The 16585-nt window shown below is 67.1% G+C and carries 17 protein-coding genes; 6 read left to right on the forward strand and 11 right to left on the reverse strand.

What is annotated here, in order from left to right:
* Position 1 precedes the first annotated feature (1 nt).
* Complete coding sequence (locus tag MJQ72_RS23915; RefSeq protein WP_240593173.1) at positions 2-1411, forward strand: MFS transporter; 1410 nt, start codon at positions 2-4, stop codon at positions 1409-1411.
* Here the strand turns inward: MJQ72_RS23915 and MJQ72_RS23920 are convergent.
* The 4 genes from MJQ72_RS23920 to MJQ72_RS23935 are packed head-to-tail and all read right to left on the reverse strand — an operon-like array spanning position 1390 to position 3823.
* Positions 1390-2094 (reverse strand): carbon-nitrogen hydrolase family protein, encoded by a 705-nt coding sequence (locus MJQ72_RS23920; RefSeq protein WP_240593174.1) that lies wholly within the window; start codon positions 2092-2094, stop codon positions 1390-1392. The genes MJQ72_RS23915 and MJQ72_RS23920 overlap by 22 nt on opposite strands.
* A 9-nt stretch (positions 2095-2103) precedes the next feature.
* Positions 2104-2568 carry an SRPBCC family protein gene (locus MJQ72_RS23925; RefSeq protein WP_240593175.1) on the reverse strand — a complete coding sequence of 155 codons (465 nt, stop codon included), beginning with the start codon at positions 2566-2568 and terminating at the stop codon, positions 2104-2106.
* Positions 2565-3275: an anti-sigma factor gene (locus MJQ72_RS23930; RefSeq protein ID WP_240593176.1), complete on the reverse strand. Its 711-nt coding sequence runs from the start codon at positions 3273-3275 to the stop codon at positions 2565-2567. The genes MJQ72_RS23925 and MJQ72_RS23930 overlap by 4 nt, the downstream gene beginning before the upstream one ends.
* Positions 3272-3823: a sigma-70 family RNA polymerase sigma factor gene (locus MJQ72_RS23935; protein WP_161791131.1), complete on the reverse strand. Its 552-nt coding sequence runs from the start codon at positions 3821-3823 to the stop codon at positions 3272-3274. Before MJQ72_RS23935 ends, MJQ72_RS23930 begins: the two co-directional genes overlap by 4 nt.
* A 260-nt stretch (positions 3824-4083) precedes the next feature.
* Between MJQ72_RS23935 and MJQ72_RS23940 the strand changes: the two genes are divergently transcribed.
* Positions 4084-4722 (forward strand): fibronectin type III domain-containing protein, encoded by a 639-nt coding sequence (locus MJQ72_RS23940; protein ID WP_240593177.1) that lies wholly within the window; start codon positions 4084-4086, stop codon positions 4720-4722.
* Positions 4723-4746: 24 nt separating this feature from the next.
* Here MJQ72_RS23940 and uvrA read toward each other — a convergent pair whose 3' ends face one another.
* Together uvrA and MJQ72_RS23950 are read right to left on the reverse strand one after the other, a co-directional pair.
* Positions 4747-7602, reverse strand: a complete 2856-nt coding sequence (gene uvrA, locus MJQ72_RS23945) for an excinuclease ABC subunit UvrA (protein WP_240593178.1) — start codon at positions 7600-7602, stop codon at positions 4747-4749.
* A gap of 76 nt (positions 7603-7678) precedes the next feature.
* Entirely contained in the window at positions 7679-8902 is a 1224-nt protein-coding gene (locus MJQ72_RS23950) for an acyltransferase (RefSeq protein ID WP_240593179.1), read from the reverse strand.
* Between the two features lie 107 nt (positions 8903-9009).
* On the opposite strand from MJQ72_RS23950, the gene MJQ72_RS23955 reads away from it, so the two are divergent.
* Positions 9010-9687: an MBL fold metallo-hydrolase gene (locus MJQ72_RS23955; protein ID WP_240593180.1), complete on the forward strand. Its 678-nt coding sequence runs from the start codon at positions 9010-9012 to the stop codon at positions 9685-9687.
* A 63-nt stretch (positions 9688-9750) separates the two neighbouring features.
* Here the strand turns inward: MJQ72_RS23955 and MJQ72_RS23960 are convergent, their stop codons facing one another.
* The gene (locus tag MJQ72_RS23960; protein WP_396426868.1) at positions 9751-11145 is read right to left on the reverse strand and encodes a DUF4365 domain-containing protein; all 1395 of its coding nucleotides are present in this window, start codon (positions 11143-11145) and stop codon (positions 9751-9753) included.
* Between the two features lie 130 nt (positions 11146-11275).
* Between MJQ72_RS23960 and MJQ72_RS23965 the strand changes: the two genes are divergently transcribed.
* On the forward strand, positions 11276-12529 hold the full coding sequence (locus MJQ72_RS23965; protein ID WP_240593182.1) for a hypothetical protein: 1254 nt from the start codon (positions 11276-11278) through the stop codon (positions 12527-12529).
* Between the two features lie 25 nt (positions 12530-12554).
* On the opposite strand, the gene MJQ72_RS23970 is transcribed toward MJQ72_RS23965, so the two are convergent.
* Together MJQ72_RS23970 and MJQ72_RS23975 are read right to left on the reverse strand one after the other, a co-directional pair.
* Positions 12555-12935 (reverse strand): type II toxin-antitoxin system VapC family toxin, encoded by a 381-nt coding sequence (locus tag MJQ72_RS23970; protein WP_396427002.1) that lies wholly within the window; start codon positions 12933-12935, stop codon positions 12555-12557.
* Positions 12936-12951: 16 nt separating this feature from the next.
* The gene (locus tag MJQ72_RS23975; protein WP_396426869.1) at positions 12952-13230 is read right to left on the reverse strand and encodes a type II toxin-antitoxin system Phd/YefM family antitoxin; all 279 of its coding nucleotides are present in this window, start codon (positions 13228-13230) and stop codon (positions 12952-12954) included.
* A gap of 177 nt (positions 13231-13407) precedes the next feature.
* Here MJQ72_RS23975 and MJQ72_RS23980 point away from each other — a divergent pair, with 177 nt between their 5' ends.
* The gene (locus tag MJQ72_RS23980; RefSeq protein WP_240593184.1) at positions 13408-14478 is read left to right on the forward strand and encodes a beta family protein; all 1071 of its coding nucleotides are present in this window, start codon (positions 13408-13410) and stop codon (positions 14476-14478) included.
* Positions 14479-14485: 7 nt separating this feature from the next.
* Here MJQ72_RS23980 and MJQ72_RS23985 read toward each other — a convergent pair whose 3' ends face one another.
* Positions 14486-14821 (reverse strand): hypothetical protein, encoded by a 336-nt coding sequence (locus MJQ72_RS23985; protein ID WP_240593185.1) that lies wholly within the window; start codon positions 14819-14821, stop codon positions 14486-14488.
* A gap of 12 nt (positions 14822-14833) precedes the next feature.
* A complete protein-coding gene (locus tag MJQ72_RS23990) occupies positions 14834-15217 on the reverse strand; it encodes a hypothetical protein (protein ID WP_240593186.1) in 384 nt (127 codons plus the stop codon).
* A gap of 228 nt (positions 15218-15445) precedes the next feature.
* Here MJQ72_RS23990 and MJQ72_RS23995 point away from each other — a divergent pair, with 228 nt between their 5' ends.
* Positions 15446-16507 (forward strand): DUF6734 family protein, encoded by a 1062-nt coding sequence (locus MJQ72_RS23995; protein ID WP_240593187.1) that lies wholly within the window; start codon positions 15446-15448, stop codon positions 16505-16507.
* The last annotated feature ends 78 nt before the right edge of the window (positions 16508-16585 follow it).

The raw sequence follows: 16585 nt of genomic DNA on the forward strand, positions 1-16585 counted from the left end.
CATGCCACAGCGCGCTCTCGCCCTCGCCGTCCTTTGCGCCGTCTCGCTGATGGTCGTCCTCGACGGCTCGATCGTCGCCGTCGCGCTGCCCGCGATCCAGAACGACCTCGGCTTCACCCCCTCGACGCTGGCCTGGGTGGTCAACGCCTACCTGATCGCGTTCGCCGGGCTGCTCCTGTTGTCCGGCAGGCTGGGCGACCTGATCGGCCGGAAACGGGTCTTCCTCGCCGGGCTCAGCCTGTTCACCCTCGCCTCGCTGCTCTGCGGAATCGCGCAGGACCAGGCACTGCTCATCGGGTTCCGCTTCCTGCAGGGCGCCGGTGGCGCGCTGGCGTCGGCCGTCGTACTCGGCATGATCACCACGCTCTACCCGGAACCGCGGGCACGGGCGAAGGCCATCGGCGTCTACAGCTTCACCCAGGCCGCCGGATCGTCGATCGGGCTCATCGCGGGCGGCACACTCACCCAGCTGCTCGACTGGCATTGGACGTTCTTCGTCAACCTGCCGATCGGCGCGATCGCGCTCGCGCTCGCCGTCCGGCTGCTCGCGGACGATCGGGGCCCGGGCCTGCGCGACGGCACGGACGTCACCGGCGCCGGGCTGGTCACCGGCGGCCTGATGCTGCTGATCTACGCGATCGTCAAGGCCGAGGAATACACCTGGGCCGACGCCCGCACGCTCGGCCTGCTCGCCGTGTCGCTGCTCCTGCTGGCGGGATTCGTGCTCCGGCAGGCGAAGGCACGCCGGCCGTTGCTGCCGCTGCGGATCTTCCGCCTCCGCGCGGTGTCCGGGGCGAACACGGTGATGGTCCTGATGGTGGCCGGGCTGTTCGGCTTCCAGTTCATCACCGCGCTTTACCTGCAGCGGGTGCTCCAGCTCGACGCGTTGAGCACCGGGTTCGCCTTCCTGCCCGCCCCGCTCTCGATCGCGGTGATGTCGCTGGTCTTCGCCGAGCGGCTGAACCACCGTTTCGGGGCACGGACCGTACTCGTCGGCGGTCTCTCCCTGGTCGCGCTCGCGCTCGGGTTCCTCGCCACCGTCCAGGCCGACGGCGACTACGCGACGGACGTCCTGCCCGCCCTCGTCCTGATGGGCGTCGGATTCGGCGCGGCGATGCCGGCACTCATGGGACAGGCGATGTCCGACGTCGCCCCCGCCGACGCCGGAGTCGCCTCGGGGCTGATCAACACCACGCAGCAGATCGGCGCGGCGATCGGGACCGCCGTGCTCGCGACCACCGCCGCTTCGCGCACCGGATCGCTGCTGGCCGAAGGAGCCGCGATGTCCGAAGCGCTCACTAGCGGCTATCGAGCCGCGTACGCGTTAAGCGCTGGGCTGCTCGCTCTCGCGGTCTTCGCCGCGACAGTGCTCCTTCGCGCCCGGAAGGTTCAGGAAGCGATCGTCGCGTAGGCCCACTCGGAGACCTCGCCGCCGAGACGCACCTCGGCGGCGCCTCCGGGTTTCCAGACCCCGCTGCCACCGAACGCGGCCATCCCGCCGGTCTTGCCGGAGTACTGGGAAAGCACCACCCACATCCCGTGCCCGGCCGCGACGCCGACCTGGTCGAGCAACCGCTGTTCCTGACCATCGCCGAAGAGCGCGCTGAGGACGTACACCTCGGCGCCGGCCTCGGCGAGTTCCCGCGCGTGGTCCGGGTTCGCGGCGTCGAGACAGATCGCCAGCCCGAGGCGCCTCCCGCCGACCTCGACGATCACTTGCCGCGTACCCGGTTCGAAGAGCTCTTCCTCGCTGTCGTGCAGATTCCGTTTCGCATAGGTGGCAACGGTTTCCCCGTCGGGACCGAGGACGAGTGAGCCGATGTGCCCGTGACCGTCCTCCACCAGCGGCAGTCCGATGACGGCGTGGACGGCGCTCGCCCGGCAAGCCTCCCGCAGCGGTTCGAGGCGCTGATCGTCCGGTGTCAGCCAGAGTCCAGGGTCGGCGGCGAGCGCCTCGAACTCCAAACCGGTCAGGGAGAGTTCGGGGAACACACAGAGATCGGCGTCCGCGATCCGGAGGAGCCTGGCGTGTTCTGCGATGTTCGCGGCGAGGCCGGCGGGGACGGTGAACGGCTGCACGGTGGCGACTCGCATGGCGGAAGCTTAGCGCCCCAGATATCCCTGCAATCCGTGTTGCCCTCGCCGCATCATGAGCGCGTGGTTGATCCGGAAGACCGGACTGGCGACCCGATCTAGCTTGCGCAGCAACGGTTTCCGCGCCTCGACCTCCTGCGTGATCTCCAGTCTCGTGCCGCTTCCCACCGCGACCAGCGCACCGGCCAGCGTCCCTTCGAGGTCACCGCTGAGCAGCACGCGCAGCCGGCCCTCACGCTCGTCCTGACGGTCCCGGTGCATCCGCACGGTCAACGCGTACGGCAGCCTGGAGCGGCAGACGAGTTCGGCGGTGTCCTCGTCGACCCGGCTGACCGAACGCACGTCGCGCCACCACAACGGATAGGCGGCCAAGTCGACGACCGCGTCGAAAACCGCCTTGGGCGAGGCGGGCAGCACCCACGTGTCGCGGAAGCGGTACCAACCGCCTCCGCGACCCGCGAGCGAACCCGTCATACCCGCGCCGACACCAGGTTCCGGCCGTCCATCGTCACGACTTCGACCGCGGCGACGTCGCCAGGGGCGACCAGCGCGGAACCGTCGACGCCGGTGCCCTCACGCTGCCCCTTCTCCGAAACGAGCCAGCTGCCGGCGTTGACCCGCTCTCCGCTCTTGGTCACCACGATGAGCGCGCACTTCTCGCCTTCGCGGACACCTGCCGCCTTGGCGTGCAGCCGCACCCAGCCCGCCGCCGGGATCACCCGGACCGCCAGTTGCACGCCCGTGTCCCGGTTGGTCGCCGCGAGATCGCGGGTGCCGGGTACCGGGGCGGTCGCCGTCGGCACCGGCAAGGCCACCGTCGACGGCTCGGGCGAGGTCTGCCGCCCGACCAGCACACCCGCGCCGAGCGCCACCACGACCAGTACGGCCGCACCGGCCACGGCGAGGAGCCGCCGCGGCTTGCGCTCCCGGGTGCCTTCTTCTTCGCGAACCTGGCGCAGCGTGCGCTGCAGGAGCAGATCACCCCCGTCGGGCGGTCCTTCGAGGAACGCCTCCGGGGGCACCTCGTCGAGGTGGTAGCGCAGCTCCGACAGCTCGCGCACCTCACGACGGCACGTGGGGCAGTTCGCCAGATGCGTCTCGAACGTGGCCGCTTCCGCCGGGGTCAGACCGCCGAGGACGTAGGCGGCGAGCTGGCCCTGATCGTGTCCCACCGCACTCATCGCGCTACCTCCTTTCCGGGTCCGGACATCACGGCTCTGAGCGCCCGTAACGCGTAATAGGATCTCGACTTAACGGTACCCGGGGCCACGCCCAGGGATTTCGCAGCTTCGGCCACCGTCCGGCCCCGGTAGTAGATCTCCACCAGTACCTCACGATGTTCCGTGGACAGGCCGTCCATGGCCCCGAGCACGGCCATGGAGTCCACGACGCCCTGCGCGTGATCCCGCTCCACCGCCGGGGTGGGCACGCCTTCCGCCGGCTCCGCCACTTCCGGTGGCCGCGCCGCCCTGGCCCGCGCGCGGTCGGTGATGATGTTCCGGGCGACCGTGAGCAGCCAGCCCCGCACCGATCCCTTCGCGTCGTTCTCCAGGTCTTCGGCGTGTTTCCAGGCCCGGACCAAGGTCTCCTGCACGACGTCCTCCGCGGCCGCGCGGTCCCCGGTCAGCCTTGTCGCGTACGCCAGCAGGCTTCGCCCGTGTTCGGCGTACAAGTGCCGGACCAAGTCCTCGCCTTTGGCCTTTTTGGGCCGCCAGCCTCCGATCGCCACTCGCGTCCTCCCGACGGTCTTCTGGGTCGGCGAGGACAGTACTGCAACCCGCGATGGCAGAGTGGATCGTTCGGCGCCCGCCGCGATCGAACTGTGCATCGGCACCGGCCTCTCCTCGGTTCTCCATGGCCGCCTCCTCTTGCCATCCACACGGATGGCCGGGGGATGCGGTTCAACCGGGGCCTTGTCGATCACCGGACGCGCTCGTATGCTGACGCCTCCGGATTCCGCCGCCGCCTGATTCCCGGGAGGGTCTCGGCGTGCCAAGGAAACTCGCGGCCGTTCTGCTGGCGGTCGCTTTCGTGTCGGGCTGCGGCGAGGAGCCCGGTTTCACCGCGACGCTGACGGATCCGGTGAACGTCGACCTGAGCTGGCCCGACGACGATCCGGCCGCCGCGGGCAGGGTCGTCGAATACACCACCGATCCGCACGGCGAGTACACGATCCTGCAGTTCGTGCCGCCTCGGCAGACGACCTTCCGGCATCCGGACCTGATCCCGGAAACGCGGTTCCACTACCGGATCCGGCCGTTCTACGGCGCCGTCTCGGAGGCCGTGACCGTGTCCGGCCCCGCGACTCTCGCCGCTTCCGGACCCGTCGTGCCGCTGCGGTCGGGCGATCGGTCGGCCGCCCCGGCGTCGTTCCGGGCCGAGCCCGCGCCGGAGGCGACGGTGCGGTTCAGCTGGGCCGATCGCTCCAGCGACGAGGACGGCTTCCTGGTGGAGATCAAGAAACCCGGCGCGGACGGGTTCGTGCCGATCGAGGTCTCCGATCCGGGGACGACGTCGGCCGGGCTCGCCACCATGCCGGGCGAGGAAGGCGCCTCCTACCGGCTGCGCGCCTTCTACTACGGGCCCGCTTCGCCCGTGCTGGACCTCGTGAGTGGCAAGGACGGTTAGAACCGTCCTTGCCACTCACGAGCCCTATGCGAGAACGGTCTTCAAGAACTGCCCGGTGTAACTCTCTTCCACCGAAGCGACGTGCTCGGGCGTGCCCTCCGCGATCACGGTGCCACCGCCGGAACCGCCCTCGGGGCCCATGTCGATGATCCAGTCCGAGGTCTTGATGACGTCGAGGTTGTGCTCGATGACGATCACCGTGTTGCCCTTGTCCACCAGCCCGTTGATCACGCCGATCAGCTTGCTGATGTCCTCGAAGTGCAGGCCGGTGGTCGGCTCGTCCAGGATGTAGACCGTCTTGCCGGTGGACCGCTTCTGCAGTTCGCTGGCGAGCTTGACGCGCTGTGCCTCACCGCCGGACAGGGTCGGCGCGGGCTGCCCGAGTCGCACGTAGCCGAGGCCGACGTCGACGAGCGTGGCCAGGTGCCGGTGGATCGCCTTGATCGGCTCGAAGAACTCGGCCGCCTCTTCGATCGGCATGTTCAGCACGTCGGAGACGGTCTTGCCCTTGTAGTGCACCTCGAGGGTCTCGCGGTTGTACCGGTCGCCCTTGCAGACCTCGCACGGGACGTACACGTCCGGCAGGAAGTTCATCTCGATCTTGATCGTGCCGTCACCGGCGCAGGCCTCGCACCGGCCGCCCTTGACGTTGAACGAGAACCGGCCCTGCTGGTAGCCGCGCACCTTCGCCTCGGTGGTCGCGGCGAACAGCTTGCGCACGTGGTCCCAGACGCCGGTGTACGTCGCCGGGTTGGACCGCGGGGTGCGGCCGATCGGCGACTGGTCGACGCGGACCAGCTTGTCCACGTTCGCCAGTCCGTTCACGCGGGTGTGACGGCCCGGGACCTGGCGCGCTCCGTTGAGCTTGTTCGCCAGCACGGTCGCGAGGATGTCGTTGACCAGCGTGGACTTCCCGGAACCCGAGACGCCGGTGACCGACACGAGGCAGCCGAGCGGGAACGACACGTCGAGGCCGCGCAGGTTGTGCTCGCGCGCGCCGACGACGGTCAGCTGACGCTTCTTGTCGATCGGGCGCCGGATCGCCGGGACCTCGATCTTGGTGCGGCCCGACAGGTACGCGCCGGTGATCGAGTCCTTGTTCCGCAGGATCTTCTTGTACGGTCCACTGTGGACGATGTGGCCACCGTGCTCACCGGCGCCGGGGCCGATGTCGACCACCCAGTCGCTGGAGCGGATGGTGTCCTCGTCGTGCTCGACGACGATCAGCGTGTTGCCCAGATCCCGCAGGCGGACCAGTGTCTCGATCAAGCGGTGGTTGTCCCGCTGGTGCAACCCGATCGACGGCTCGTCCAGCACGTACAGCACGCCGACCAGACCGGAGCCGATCTGCGTGGCGAGCCGGATGCGCTGCGCCTCGCCGCCGGACAGCGTCCCGGAGGCGCGGTCGAGCGAGAGGTAGTTGAGGCCGACGTCGAGGAGGAAGCGCAGCCGCGCCTGGATCTCCTTGAGCACGGCGCCGGCGATCACCTGCTCGCGCTTGCCCAGCTCCAGCTCGTCGAGGAACTGCGACGCCTCGGCGATCGAGAGCGCGCAGACCTCGGCGATCGACCGGTCGCCCTGGGTCTTGTGCTCCAGGGTGACGGCGAGGATCTCCGGCTTGAGCCGCGTGCCCTGACAGGCCGGGCACGGCACCTCGCGCATGTAGCCCTCGTACCGCTCGCGCATGTACTCGGACTCGGTCTGCTCCTGGCGCCGCTCCAGGAACGGGATGACACCCTCGAAGCTCGCGTAGTACGAACGCTGACGGCCGTAGCGGTTCTTGTAGCGGACGTGGACCTGCTCGTCGACACCGTGCAGGACGGCCTTCTGCACCTTCGCCGGCAGCTTGCGCCACGGCGTGTCCATCCGGAAGCCGATGGTCTCGGACAGCGATTCGAGCAGGCGGATGAAGTAGTCCGCGCTCTGGCCGCCGGCCCACGGCGCGATGGCGCCCTCGCCGAGGGACATCTCGTCGTCCGGGACCACGAGCTCCGGGTCGACCTCCTTGCGGACGCCGATACCGGTGCAGTCGGGACAGGCGCCGTACGGGGCGTTGAACGAGAACGACCGCGGCTCGAGGTCTTCGATCGCCAGCGGGTGGCCGTTGGGGCAGGCCAGGTTCTCGGAGAAACCGCGCACGCGATGCGGATCGTTCTCCGGCAGGTCGACGAACTCCAGCTCGATCAGGCCGTCAGCCAGCCGGAGCGCCGTCTCGACCGAGTCGGTGAGGCGCTGCCGCGAGCTGGTCTTCACCGAAAGCCTGTCGATGATGACGGCGATCTGGTGCTTCTCCTGCTTCTTCAGCTTCGGCGGGTCGGTCAGCGGGTGGATCGTCCCGTCGACCACGACACGCGCGTAGCCCTGCTGCTGCAGGTTCTCGAAGAGGTCGAGGTACTCGCCCTTGCGCCCGCGCACGACCGGCGCGAGCACCTGGAAGCGAGTGCCCTCCTCCATCGCGAGCACCTGGTCGACGATCTGCTGCGGGGTCTGCTTGCTGATCGCCTCGCCGCACTGCGGGCAGTGCGCCTTGCCGGCGCGGGCGTAGAGCAGGCGCAGGTAGTCGTAGACCTCGGTGATGGTGCCGACCGTCGAACGCGGGTTGCGCGACGTGGATTTCTGGTCGATCGACACCGCGGGCGAAAGGCCCTCGATGAAGTCGACGTCCGGCTTGTCCATCTGGCCGAGGAACTGGCGCGCGTACGCCGACAGCGACTCGACGTAGCGGCGCTGCCCTTCGGCGAAGATGGTGTCGAAGGCGAGGCTCGACTTCCCGGACCCGGACAGACCGGTGAACACGATCAGGCTGTCGCGGGGCAGGTCGAGATCCACACCGCGGAGGTTGTGCTCGCGGGCGCCGCGAACAACGAGGCGATCAGCCACGCCAGGGTCCCTTCAGGTTCATTCTCAGCTGCGGTCGCCGGCCCGGTCGAGAGCTGCACGGGCGGCCGCTTCCATGCTACGAGGCACCACCGACAGAAACTGGTTCCGAGTCCTTGACCTGCGGTTTTCCAGGCTTATCGCGTCGATCCCGGCGAGCGGTGAGCCACCGGTGGACCGGCCGTTCCACGCCAGCGGTGATCGCCCAGCCCCCGAGGACGGCGGCGGCCAGCACGATGGGGAGCCGCAGCCAGCCGGGGACGCCGACGTTCAGCAGGGCACGGGCCAGGATGTAACCGAGTTCCTGGTGCACCAGATAAAGACCATACGAGATGCCCGCGAGCCAGGTGACAGCCGGGGCGATCCTGGCGAGCCAGGGGAACCGCCAGTCCGGCCCGCGCGCGGCCAGGCACACCAGCAGCAGCATGATCGCGAACCCGATGGCCGACGGCCAGCGCTCCGGATCGTTCGGCAGGGCTTGGTGGAATGGGAAGACCTGCAGGTCCTGCGCGGCGCAGGCGGCGAACACGAACAGCGCGAGATGCCAGTGCGCCAGCCGTCGTTTCGACCACAGCCAGATCGCGATGCCGATCGCGAAGACGTGCACGCGGTGCAGGCCCAGGCCGTAATAGAAGGTCTCCACGAGCTTCGGCGTGGAAACCGGGTCGAACACGACGAACCGGAGGAACAACGGGACCAGGATCAGCGCCCAGAGCAGCGCGACCGTGAGCCGGTGGGTACGCCACCGCCGCGGCCACAGCAGGGCCGCGGCGGTGAAGGCGATGAGCTGGACAGGCAGCGTCCAGTAGGCGCCGTCGAGGTAGTAGAAGAGTTCGTACCGCCAGCCCCATTCCTGGACCATGCCCAGGTTGCCGAGCAGATCGGCGCCGGTGGGGATGTACCAGGGCGACGGATCGGTCGGCGGGCCCTGGGGGATTCCGAACAGGAACCCGGACAGACCGGGCGGGAACGACAGGCCGCTGAACCGGATCGTCGCGTACCGGGCGACGACGTAGGTGACGATCACCGCCACCAGGTACGCGGGCACCAGCCGCGCGGCGCGGCTCCACAGCCACCGCCCGGGCCGCCCCTTCCTCAGGCTCGCGCAGACGAAGAAGGCGGAGATCACCAAAAGGATGGCCGCACCGAACTGAGCCGTTACCCGAAAGGGGTACCCCACCAGTTCCGGATGCAGAAGCGCCCCCTGATGGGTGACATGCCCGAGCATGACCGCGAAGACGGCGACAACGCGAAGGACGTCCCAGCTGATCTTGCGCGGGGTGCGCGGCGAGGCGTCGGGCACGAGCGTCCTGTGGTTCGGCTTGCGGGGCGACGCGAGCCTACGTCGTGCACCTGTGCGCCGCCTGTGCGGGTGGAACCGATTGCAGGCGAACGACTACCGTGTGCGGTGTGAACATCGTCGAGACCTACACCGGGCATGTCGACCCAGGCGGCGACGCCACCCGTCGCACCCTGGACGCGCTCACCATCACGAAGCTGTCGGTCGGCCCGATGGACAACAACGCGTATCTGCTCGTCTGCCGCGCGGAGAACGAGGCGCTGCTGATCGACGCCGCGAACGACCCGGAACGGATCTCCGACCTCATCGGCCACGGCCCCGACAGGCCCGCGCTGAGGACCGTCGTGACCACCCATCAGCACCAGGACCACTGGCAGGCCCTCGGCGCCGTCGCCGGAGCGAACGGCTCGAACACCGCCGCCCACCCGCTGGACGCCGAGCCGCTGCCGATCCCGCCGGACTTCCTCGTCGAACACGGCGACACCGTCAAGGTCGGGCAGATCACCCTCGAAGTGATCCACCTGCGCGGCCACACCCCCGGCTCCATCGCGCTGCTGTACCGGGACCCGAACGGACACCCGCACCTGTTCACCGGGGACTCGCTGTTCCCCGGCGGCGTCGGGAAGACCGGCTCGCCGGAGGACTTCAAGTCGCTGCTGGACGACGTCGAGACGCGGATCTTCGGCGAGCTGCCGGACGAGACTTGGTTCTACCCGGGACATGGGGACGACTCGACTCTTGGCGCGGAGCGTCCGAAGCTCGCGGAGTGGCGCGAACGCGGCTGGTGACCTGACGACGTTTCTGAACGGGGTCGCCTAACTGGTTGGCAACCCCGTTTCGCTGCAGGGAAGCTAAGCCGGGAATGCGCCGGAGCGCGTTGGGAAGGGTACCTTCCGAACAAACCTCTCCTCCGGCCAGAAGGTGTCTCCCAGCATCAATTGGTCGAAAAGCACACAGACGGCTCCGGGTGTGTCCTCGGAATCCCAGACGTCCGACACGTTTCGGCCGCGTTCGTTCCCATGCCGGCTCAGCCAGTAGATCCTGTCGCCCGGCCTGAGCTCGAAAGCCGATACGAGCTCCCGGCGCGGCGACTTGTGAGTACTCGGTCGTCCGACTCGCGCGTTGAAACCGAATTCCGGGGCTGGCCGAGGGCACCGCCAGACGATCCGGAATTGCTCGTCGATCGGCTGTGCAGGTGAACCTATCAGTACCTCTTTGACCAGGTAGAACGTGACGAGCCGACGCGCCTTGGCCGACATCTTGTGCCACGGTTTCGAGACCGCTTCGGCAGACGCCTCGGCATCCGACTCCAACTCCGTGGCGATGGTGGCCAGACCGTGGTCGGTCGCTGCTTCGGAGTGAAGTTGCCGGATCGACCGGGTCAACGCGTCGGGGTCCACCCAAAGATGGTGTTCAACTCGTCTGGACACGTAGTTGTCACGTGCGTCGATGTTGGTATGAAGCGGCGGATCATCGTCGGCCGGTTCGCGAGCCCACTGAGCCGCGTCGAAACAGGCCGCCAGCCACTGTGCTTCAGCAGTGCTCAGTATCTTGTCCACCAATACGGCCATACCGGGAAACAGCCCTGGTCGACCGTTGGGATGGAAATGCTCAGGACCCACGTGCTCCGGATGCCAGTCGAGATCGCTGTGGAGCAGGGTCGCGAATCCTTCACCCCGACGCTGCCAGAAGATCAGATCCTCGCCGAACACGTTCACGTGGTGCTGCACGATGTCCGACGGACCGAACTCGACGCCGGCCATTTCACCCAGCTGGGCCTGGATGATCCGGTTGCCTCGATAGCGACTCAGGTAGCGTCTGACCTCGGCGACGAATGCCACAACGGACACGTCGTCCAACTTCTGTTTCGGGCTGATGTTGATCGTCGTCAGCACCTTCCCTTCGCGCCGCGCCGACAGCAATTGCTTGGTGGCATTGGCCCAGTAGAGACCATCGGTGTCCGGGTCGTGCACCACGCAGAGCACAGGGATGTTGCCATCGGCCCAGGTGCCACCGTGGCCGCCGACCGGGACGGCGTAGCTGTCAGCCCTGCGCCACGAACGACCACCCTTGACCTGGACCTTGACCAGGTCGCCAGTGACCTCACCGTCCTCGGTGAATGTGACGTGTTGGTCCTCGCCGAAGTCGTTCTGGCCGTCCACCTCCTGAACGATGTGATTGTGTCGCTCCAGAAGCGCCCGCAGCGCGTTGACCGCCGCGCGACTGGGTCTGCGAGCCTCAGGCACCTTCGGCAATGGATCCCCCTGGATAGTGGCGCACGCCGGCCGGCGAGTTGGTCCGCGACTGGTTGGGCGCGGTTACAGGATAGGGGTTTGATGAACTGGCTGGGATCGTCGCCACCTGAGACACTGCGGTGTGGATCTTGATCAGGCGCGGAAGGTCGTCGGCTCGCACGCCTACCTGCACGGAGAAAGCAGTGACGGACTCATCCACCGTGTCATGAACGCGCCGGGTTTCGTCAACCCCGGCAAGACACTGTCACCGGCCAGCGGCCTGGAAAATGGTGTGGTGCTTCGACCGATCGAAGCACTACACCAACTCGCTTACGCGACAGCGTCCCGCTACCAAGACGATCTGCTCGACATTTACGCACAATGGGGACTCTTGCGTTATTTGGCGTTCTTCGATCTTGTCGACGTCGAAGACCTCACCAGAACTGGACCACCACGGCTCAAGGTGAGCGACGCGGGCAGCCGCATCGTAGGCAACCAGCGCCGCGTAGCCTCCGAGGAGATAGGGATCGGATTCGGCGTCCTCCTCGCTCGCCAATGGTTCGCTCGGACCGGAGCGGGAATGGCCCCCGTCAGCATCATCGACCTGGATGCGGCATTGGACGATCGCTATGTCTTCGCCGGCGGGGCCCGGCAAGCGGTGCGAAAAATCGGGAAACATCGCCCCGACTATCTCCTGGTCGCCGCTGACCCTCAAGCCAGCCGTCGTTACCGGATCCGCACGCTCGAATGCAAGGGAACCAAGAACCGCCGCACCGCGATACAGCAGCTCGGAAAAGCGGTCCGGCAACTCGACGGCATCACCGTCGACGGAAGAACCCCCGTCGGCCTTGCCACTTCCGTAGTCGCCTCCGACGGTGCACTTTCATATCTCGCGATCGATCCCGGCGATGAGGAAGAGCCGGCGTACGAATTCAATTCGCGCCTGATCGACGAGACTCGCCGATTTCGCTTGCGGGATGACATCAGGGATCAGCCATCACTCGCGCTCACAAACGCGGCGGTGAGCGCATCGTGGGCGATGCTCGCCGACTTCGGCGGCAACTTCCTCGCGCGCGAACGCTGGACACCCGAGATCATGCGCGCCCGGCTCAGGCGTCGCCCGCGAGATCGCGTGCACTTCGATACGCCGTTCGGCGGTGCACGCGGTACCAGTGTCACGTTCGATTTCGCAGAGGGACAAATCACCGCCAGGTATGCGATCAGCGAAGCCGTCGACCAGGAACTCGGCCAGGGCACAACTGACCGCATCATCGAAGCTCAGGCAGCGTTCGCCAACCGACTGTCACGGGATGACGAGGCAACCAGCTTGGCTGGCGACAACGAGTTGTACTCGGCCACGACCGACGGATCCATCTTCTCGCTGAGTCTCCGATAGGTCAGCGATTCGGGCTCGAAGCCGTTCAGACCGCGACGACCTCGACCATACCGCCCAGACCTTTGAAGTCGTCCGCGTTGCGGGTGTAGAGCGGCAGTCCACGCGAAGACGCGATGGCGGCGATCATCAGGTCCATCCGCCGCGGCTTCGGATCACGGTTCGCCACGAGAACCAGCGCGACCAGCGTTCCATAGCGGGCAGCCGCGTCACCGTCGAACGGCAACGGGGTGAAATCGACAATGGCGGCGCCGAGCATTTCGGTACGTGCCGCTCGGACAGCGGCGTCCTTCGCCATCGCGACTCCCTGATGCAGCTCAGCCATGGTGACTGCGGTGAGTTCCGGGAGCTTGGGAAGCGACGCGGGATCGAGCAGGCCGAGGTCGATGTAGGTACAGGTGTCGAGCACGCCTGCCTCAGGCCGATCAGTCACGAGACCGCCCCCAGGCGTCGTCATGGTCCACTCGGTCCTCGGTGCCGAAGAACTCATCGGCTTCCCGTCGCAGCTGAGCCGCCTCGACCCTGGGCAACCCACGGTGACGCTGGACCAACTCCTCCGCACTGAGGCGACGCCTGCGCGATATTGGTCGTAGCTCAGCTACCTCGACACCGTTCCGCGTGACGTGGTAGGTCTCGCCCGCCTCCACGGCATCCATCACAGCGGCGGAATTGTTCCGGAACTCTCGCTGAGTGATCACCTTCACGAGACCAGTGTAGCCATGTGTAGCTCACCAAGCTACATACCCTGAACTACTTCACGTTACGAACGCGATCACTCACAGAGCGCATCCCGCGCCACCTGCTCGGAGGACGGCTCCGAACACGGCGTTGCTCGATACTGGAAAAGTTCGACTATGTCGCCGTCCACGGGGAGGAGGCGGATGAACCCCGTTCGCCCGCTCGTCGCGGTCAAAGCCAAGCTCGGAGAGTTGACCGCCCTGGCCAGTCTGCGATCTCACGGCGCATCGGCCCGTGTAATGGTCGAGTTACTCGACTCCGTGACACCGACTGGCAGGATCCTCCCCGCGCTCGTCCGAGCCGCCGCTCAGGCCGCGCACCAAGGCCGCACTTTGTGGCTCGACACCACTTGGCTGACAGCCAACAGTCCGCTCGTACAGCAGCCAGGAGGAGTGTTCGAGTTCCTCGACCATGCCATTGAAGTGGCAGCACAGGCTGAATACGGACTTTTCGCTCCTGACAGCCCCTATCTGGTTCCCGTCGTCACGCTCGATGCCACTGAGAACGAGTTACGCAGAGTGCGTCTTCTGCTCGAACATCAGGATCGCGACGTCGCCATCCGGCTCCCCCAACCTGGCGGACCGCTACGCGAACTCCTCGGGCGGATCGACTCGATCATGAGGTCCACAGGTACGCGACAGGGGCGCGTCCATATGATCCTCGACGCCGGCTTCGTCGAATCCGTCCGTCCAGGCCATGCCGCCGCGGCGGCCGAAACCGCCTCGGCGTTGTCAGACCTGCTCGGCCCTGCCAAGACCACCCTTCTTGCCGGGTCCATCCCAGCCAAGCGAACCACCTACGTGACGACCGAACGCGATCGCCCGGAAGTCACCCTCTGGAACGAAGTACGCCACGCCCGCACGAACGAGGTCAACTACGGCGACTATGGCGTGACGCATCCGAGGCCACCGAGGTCCGACGGCCAACCGAGAACCCCTAATCCCTACCTCTGCTACACCGTGCCGGGAAAGACCGTATTGCTGCGTCGCAAAGTCGAAGACGGCGACGATCCCGCCGAGCGATTCACGGACCTGGTCGAGGAGCTGGTCGAAAGGGCCGACTTCGCCGGACCGGGCTACTCATGGGGAGACGATGAACTGACGCGATGCCGGCGCACCGGCGGCAGATCCACCGGTTCCGTCTCTCGCTGGGTCGCCATGGCCACCTCTCACCACATCGAACATGTGGCACGGAGATCCGCCGCCGACCTCTGACTCGACGTCAAAAGCACGCTTCGGGAGCAGGAGCGTGGATCCAGCAAAGCTCCCCCGTCGCCGCCTCCTCCCCCAGCGCCTTGACCTCACAGGCCAACCGCGAGAGAACGTCGTCCTTCGACCCCGGCCACGCCACGAAGTCGCGATCCTTGCCCACCAGATCGCCGGGGACCGCGCCGCGGTCGATCAAGGCGCCGACCACTGAGAGCAGCGCCGCGATCTTCTCCGTGAAGGCCGCGTCTTCGCCCACCTTCGCTCCTGCCACGGCGAGCACGACCGAGAGTCCGACCCGGTCCTCTCGCGCGTAGCCGAGCAGCGACTCCAAGCCCACGTCACTGGCCATGTTCACTCCCCATCAGCAGAAGGCGATGCCGTACTGCTCCCGTGGGCGGCACGGCCCACGAAACGTGTGCTCGACGACGCCTCGCCGGATCTCGAGCAGACGGCCGTCGCCGGCCGGTGGCCGGACCATGCGCTCACACTCGGACTGTTCGGCGTACCACCAGCAGGCCTCGGGGACGCGGTCGTCGAACGTGATGCTGACGTTCAGCCCTCCGGTCACCTTGCCCTCGTCGTCGACGACACCCGGCGCGATCCCTTGATGGTCGACATCGACGTTGATCCACCGTGTCTCCTCGTCGAGATCGCCGTGGCATACGAGGGAAACGAACTCGTGCCGTTCTCCTTTGCGCAGTGGTCTGGGGAAGCGCAGGTCCACGGCAGCCGGCGAAGTCTCCACGCGGCAACCGAAGATCGCTTTGACGGGAACCGACCCCGGATCGCCGGTCACGTAACCGTCGACACCGTTCTCACAGGCGACGACGGTTCGCACCGCCAGGCGCCGATAGGCCCTTCCGCGCCGTATTTCCACGTCCACCATCAGGCGTTCCAGGAACACAGGTTGCGCAGTCACTGTCGACGACAAGAAACCCTCCCGCCCGTCCCAAGGTGTACTAGTACACCACAAATGAGCGTAACGTTCGACCACCCCGACCCGAACCACTTCGCGATGCCGTACTACGGATACGACCCCGGCACAGCGGTCGCCATCGGCGGCCACCTGCTCGCGCCCGGGATTTCCCGGAACGGCGGATACGGCGAGGTCGCCGAGCCTGGCTGGGCTCCCCCGCCTGTCCGCGTGGTCCGTCCGGGTGACCGGGCCGCGCGCCCGATCCGCCGGGCGGTCTGGTCGTTCTGGAGCACTCCGTACCGGCGGCGGCACGGGAGACACTGGCCCAGCGATTTCTTCCACGCGCTGTCCTGGATCCTGTCGTTCCGCCTCGCGTCCCAGCTCTTCCCCACGACGGCGCTGGTCACCGACGACTGGGGGCATGAACTGCTCGTCACCCGGCTCCGGCTGCCCTTCGACGATATTTCCCTGTCACTGAACGGGCTCGACGGACAGGATCCGTCTTGGTGGGCGCTCGGGAAGCTGCACGCGTACCGGGAGCAGCGCGAACCGTTCCTGCACATCGACAACGACGTGTTCCTCTGGCCGGGCTTCCCGGCGGCTGGGCTGGACGGGGAGATCGTCGCGCAGAATCCCGAGCACGCACCGGTTTCCGATGCCGGCTACTACCGGCCCTCGGCCGTCGCCGCGGCGATCCGGAGCACCGGCGGCTTCCTGCCGGAGGAATTCCGCGGCTACACCGGGGAAGCCGCGTTGTGCACCGGAATCGTCGGCGGCACGGCGGTTCCTCTTCTCCGCCGCTACGCCGAGCTCGCCGTCCGCATGGTGGAGTCGGCCGAGAATCGGACGGCCTGGCAACGGCTCGCGCCGCTCGAGGACTACAACCTCGTTGTCGAGCAGTACCTTCTCGGCGCGCTGTGCTGGGGCGGCGACACCACCGACGTGCAGTGCGTCTTCGGTTCCCAGGACGACGGCTATCGGCAGGCTGACCGGAGATTCACGCATCTCATCGCATCCGCGAAAAGCGATCTCCGTTACCTGCGGTCGCTCGCGGAGCGAGTGAAAAACCATTTCCCCGCCGACTTCGAGATCGCTCGACGACTATACGGCGATCAGTAACGATAAGGCGAAGAACACCAACCGCCTCGGCGATCCGGGCGTCTTTCCGGAACCAACTCTCCGGCAGGAGGTCATCGC

Origin of the sequence: Amycolatopsis sp. EV170708-02-1 (genome assembly GCF_022479115.1) — a bacterium.
GTDB lineage: Bacteria > Actinomycetota > Actinomycetes > Mycobacteriales > Pseudonocardiaceae > Amycolatopsis.

Excerpts from the sequence above, each read along its gene's own strand:
- MJQ72_RS23985 (WP_240593185.1), bottom strand. The coding sequence starts at position 14,821 with ATGGCCAGTGACGTGGGCTTGGAGTCGCTGCTCGGCTACGCGCGAGAG.
- MJQ72_RS23930 (WP_240593176.1), bottom strand. The coding sequence starts at position 3,275 with ATGAGTGCGGTGGGACACGATCAGGGCCAGCTCGCCGCCTACGTCCTC.
- MJQ72_RS23995 (WP_240593187.1), top strand. The coding sequence starts at position 15,446 with ATGAGCGTAACGTTCGACCACCCCGACCCGAACCACTTCGCGATGCCG.
- MJQ72_RS23915 (WP_240593173.1), top strand. The coding sequence starts at position 2 with ATGCCACAGCGCGCTCTCGCCCTCGCCGTCCTTTGCGCCGTCTCGCTG.
- MJQ72_RS23920 (WP_240593174.1), bottom strand. The coding sequence starts at position 2,094 with ATGCGAGTCGCCACCGTGCAGCCGTTCACCGTCCCCGCCGGCCTCGCC.
- MJQ72_RS23925 (WP_240593175.1), bottom strand. The coding sequence starts at position 2,568 with ATGACGGGTTCGCTCGCGGGTCGCGGAGGCGGTTGGTACCGCTTCCGC.
- MJQ72_RS23980 (WP_240593184.1), top strand. The coding sequence starts at position 13,408 with ATGAACCCCGTTCGCCCGCTCGTCGCGGTCAAAGCCAAGCTCGGAGAG.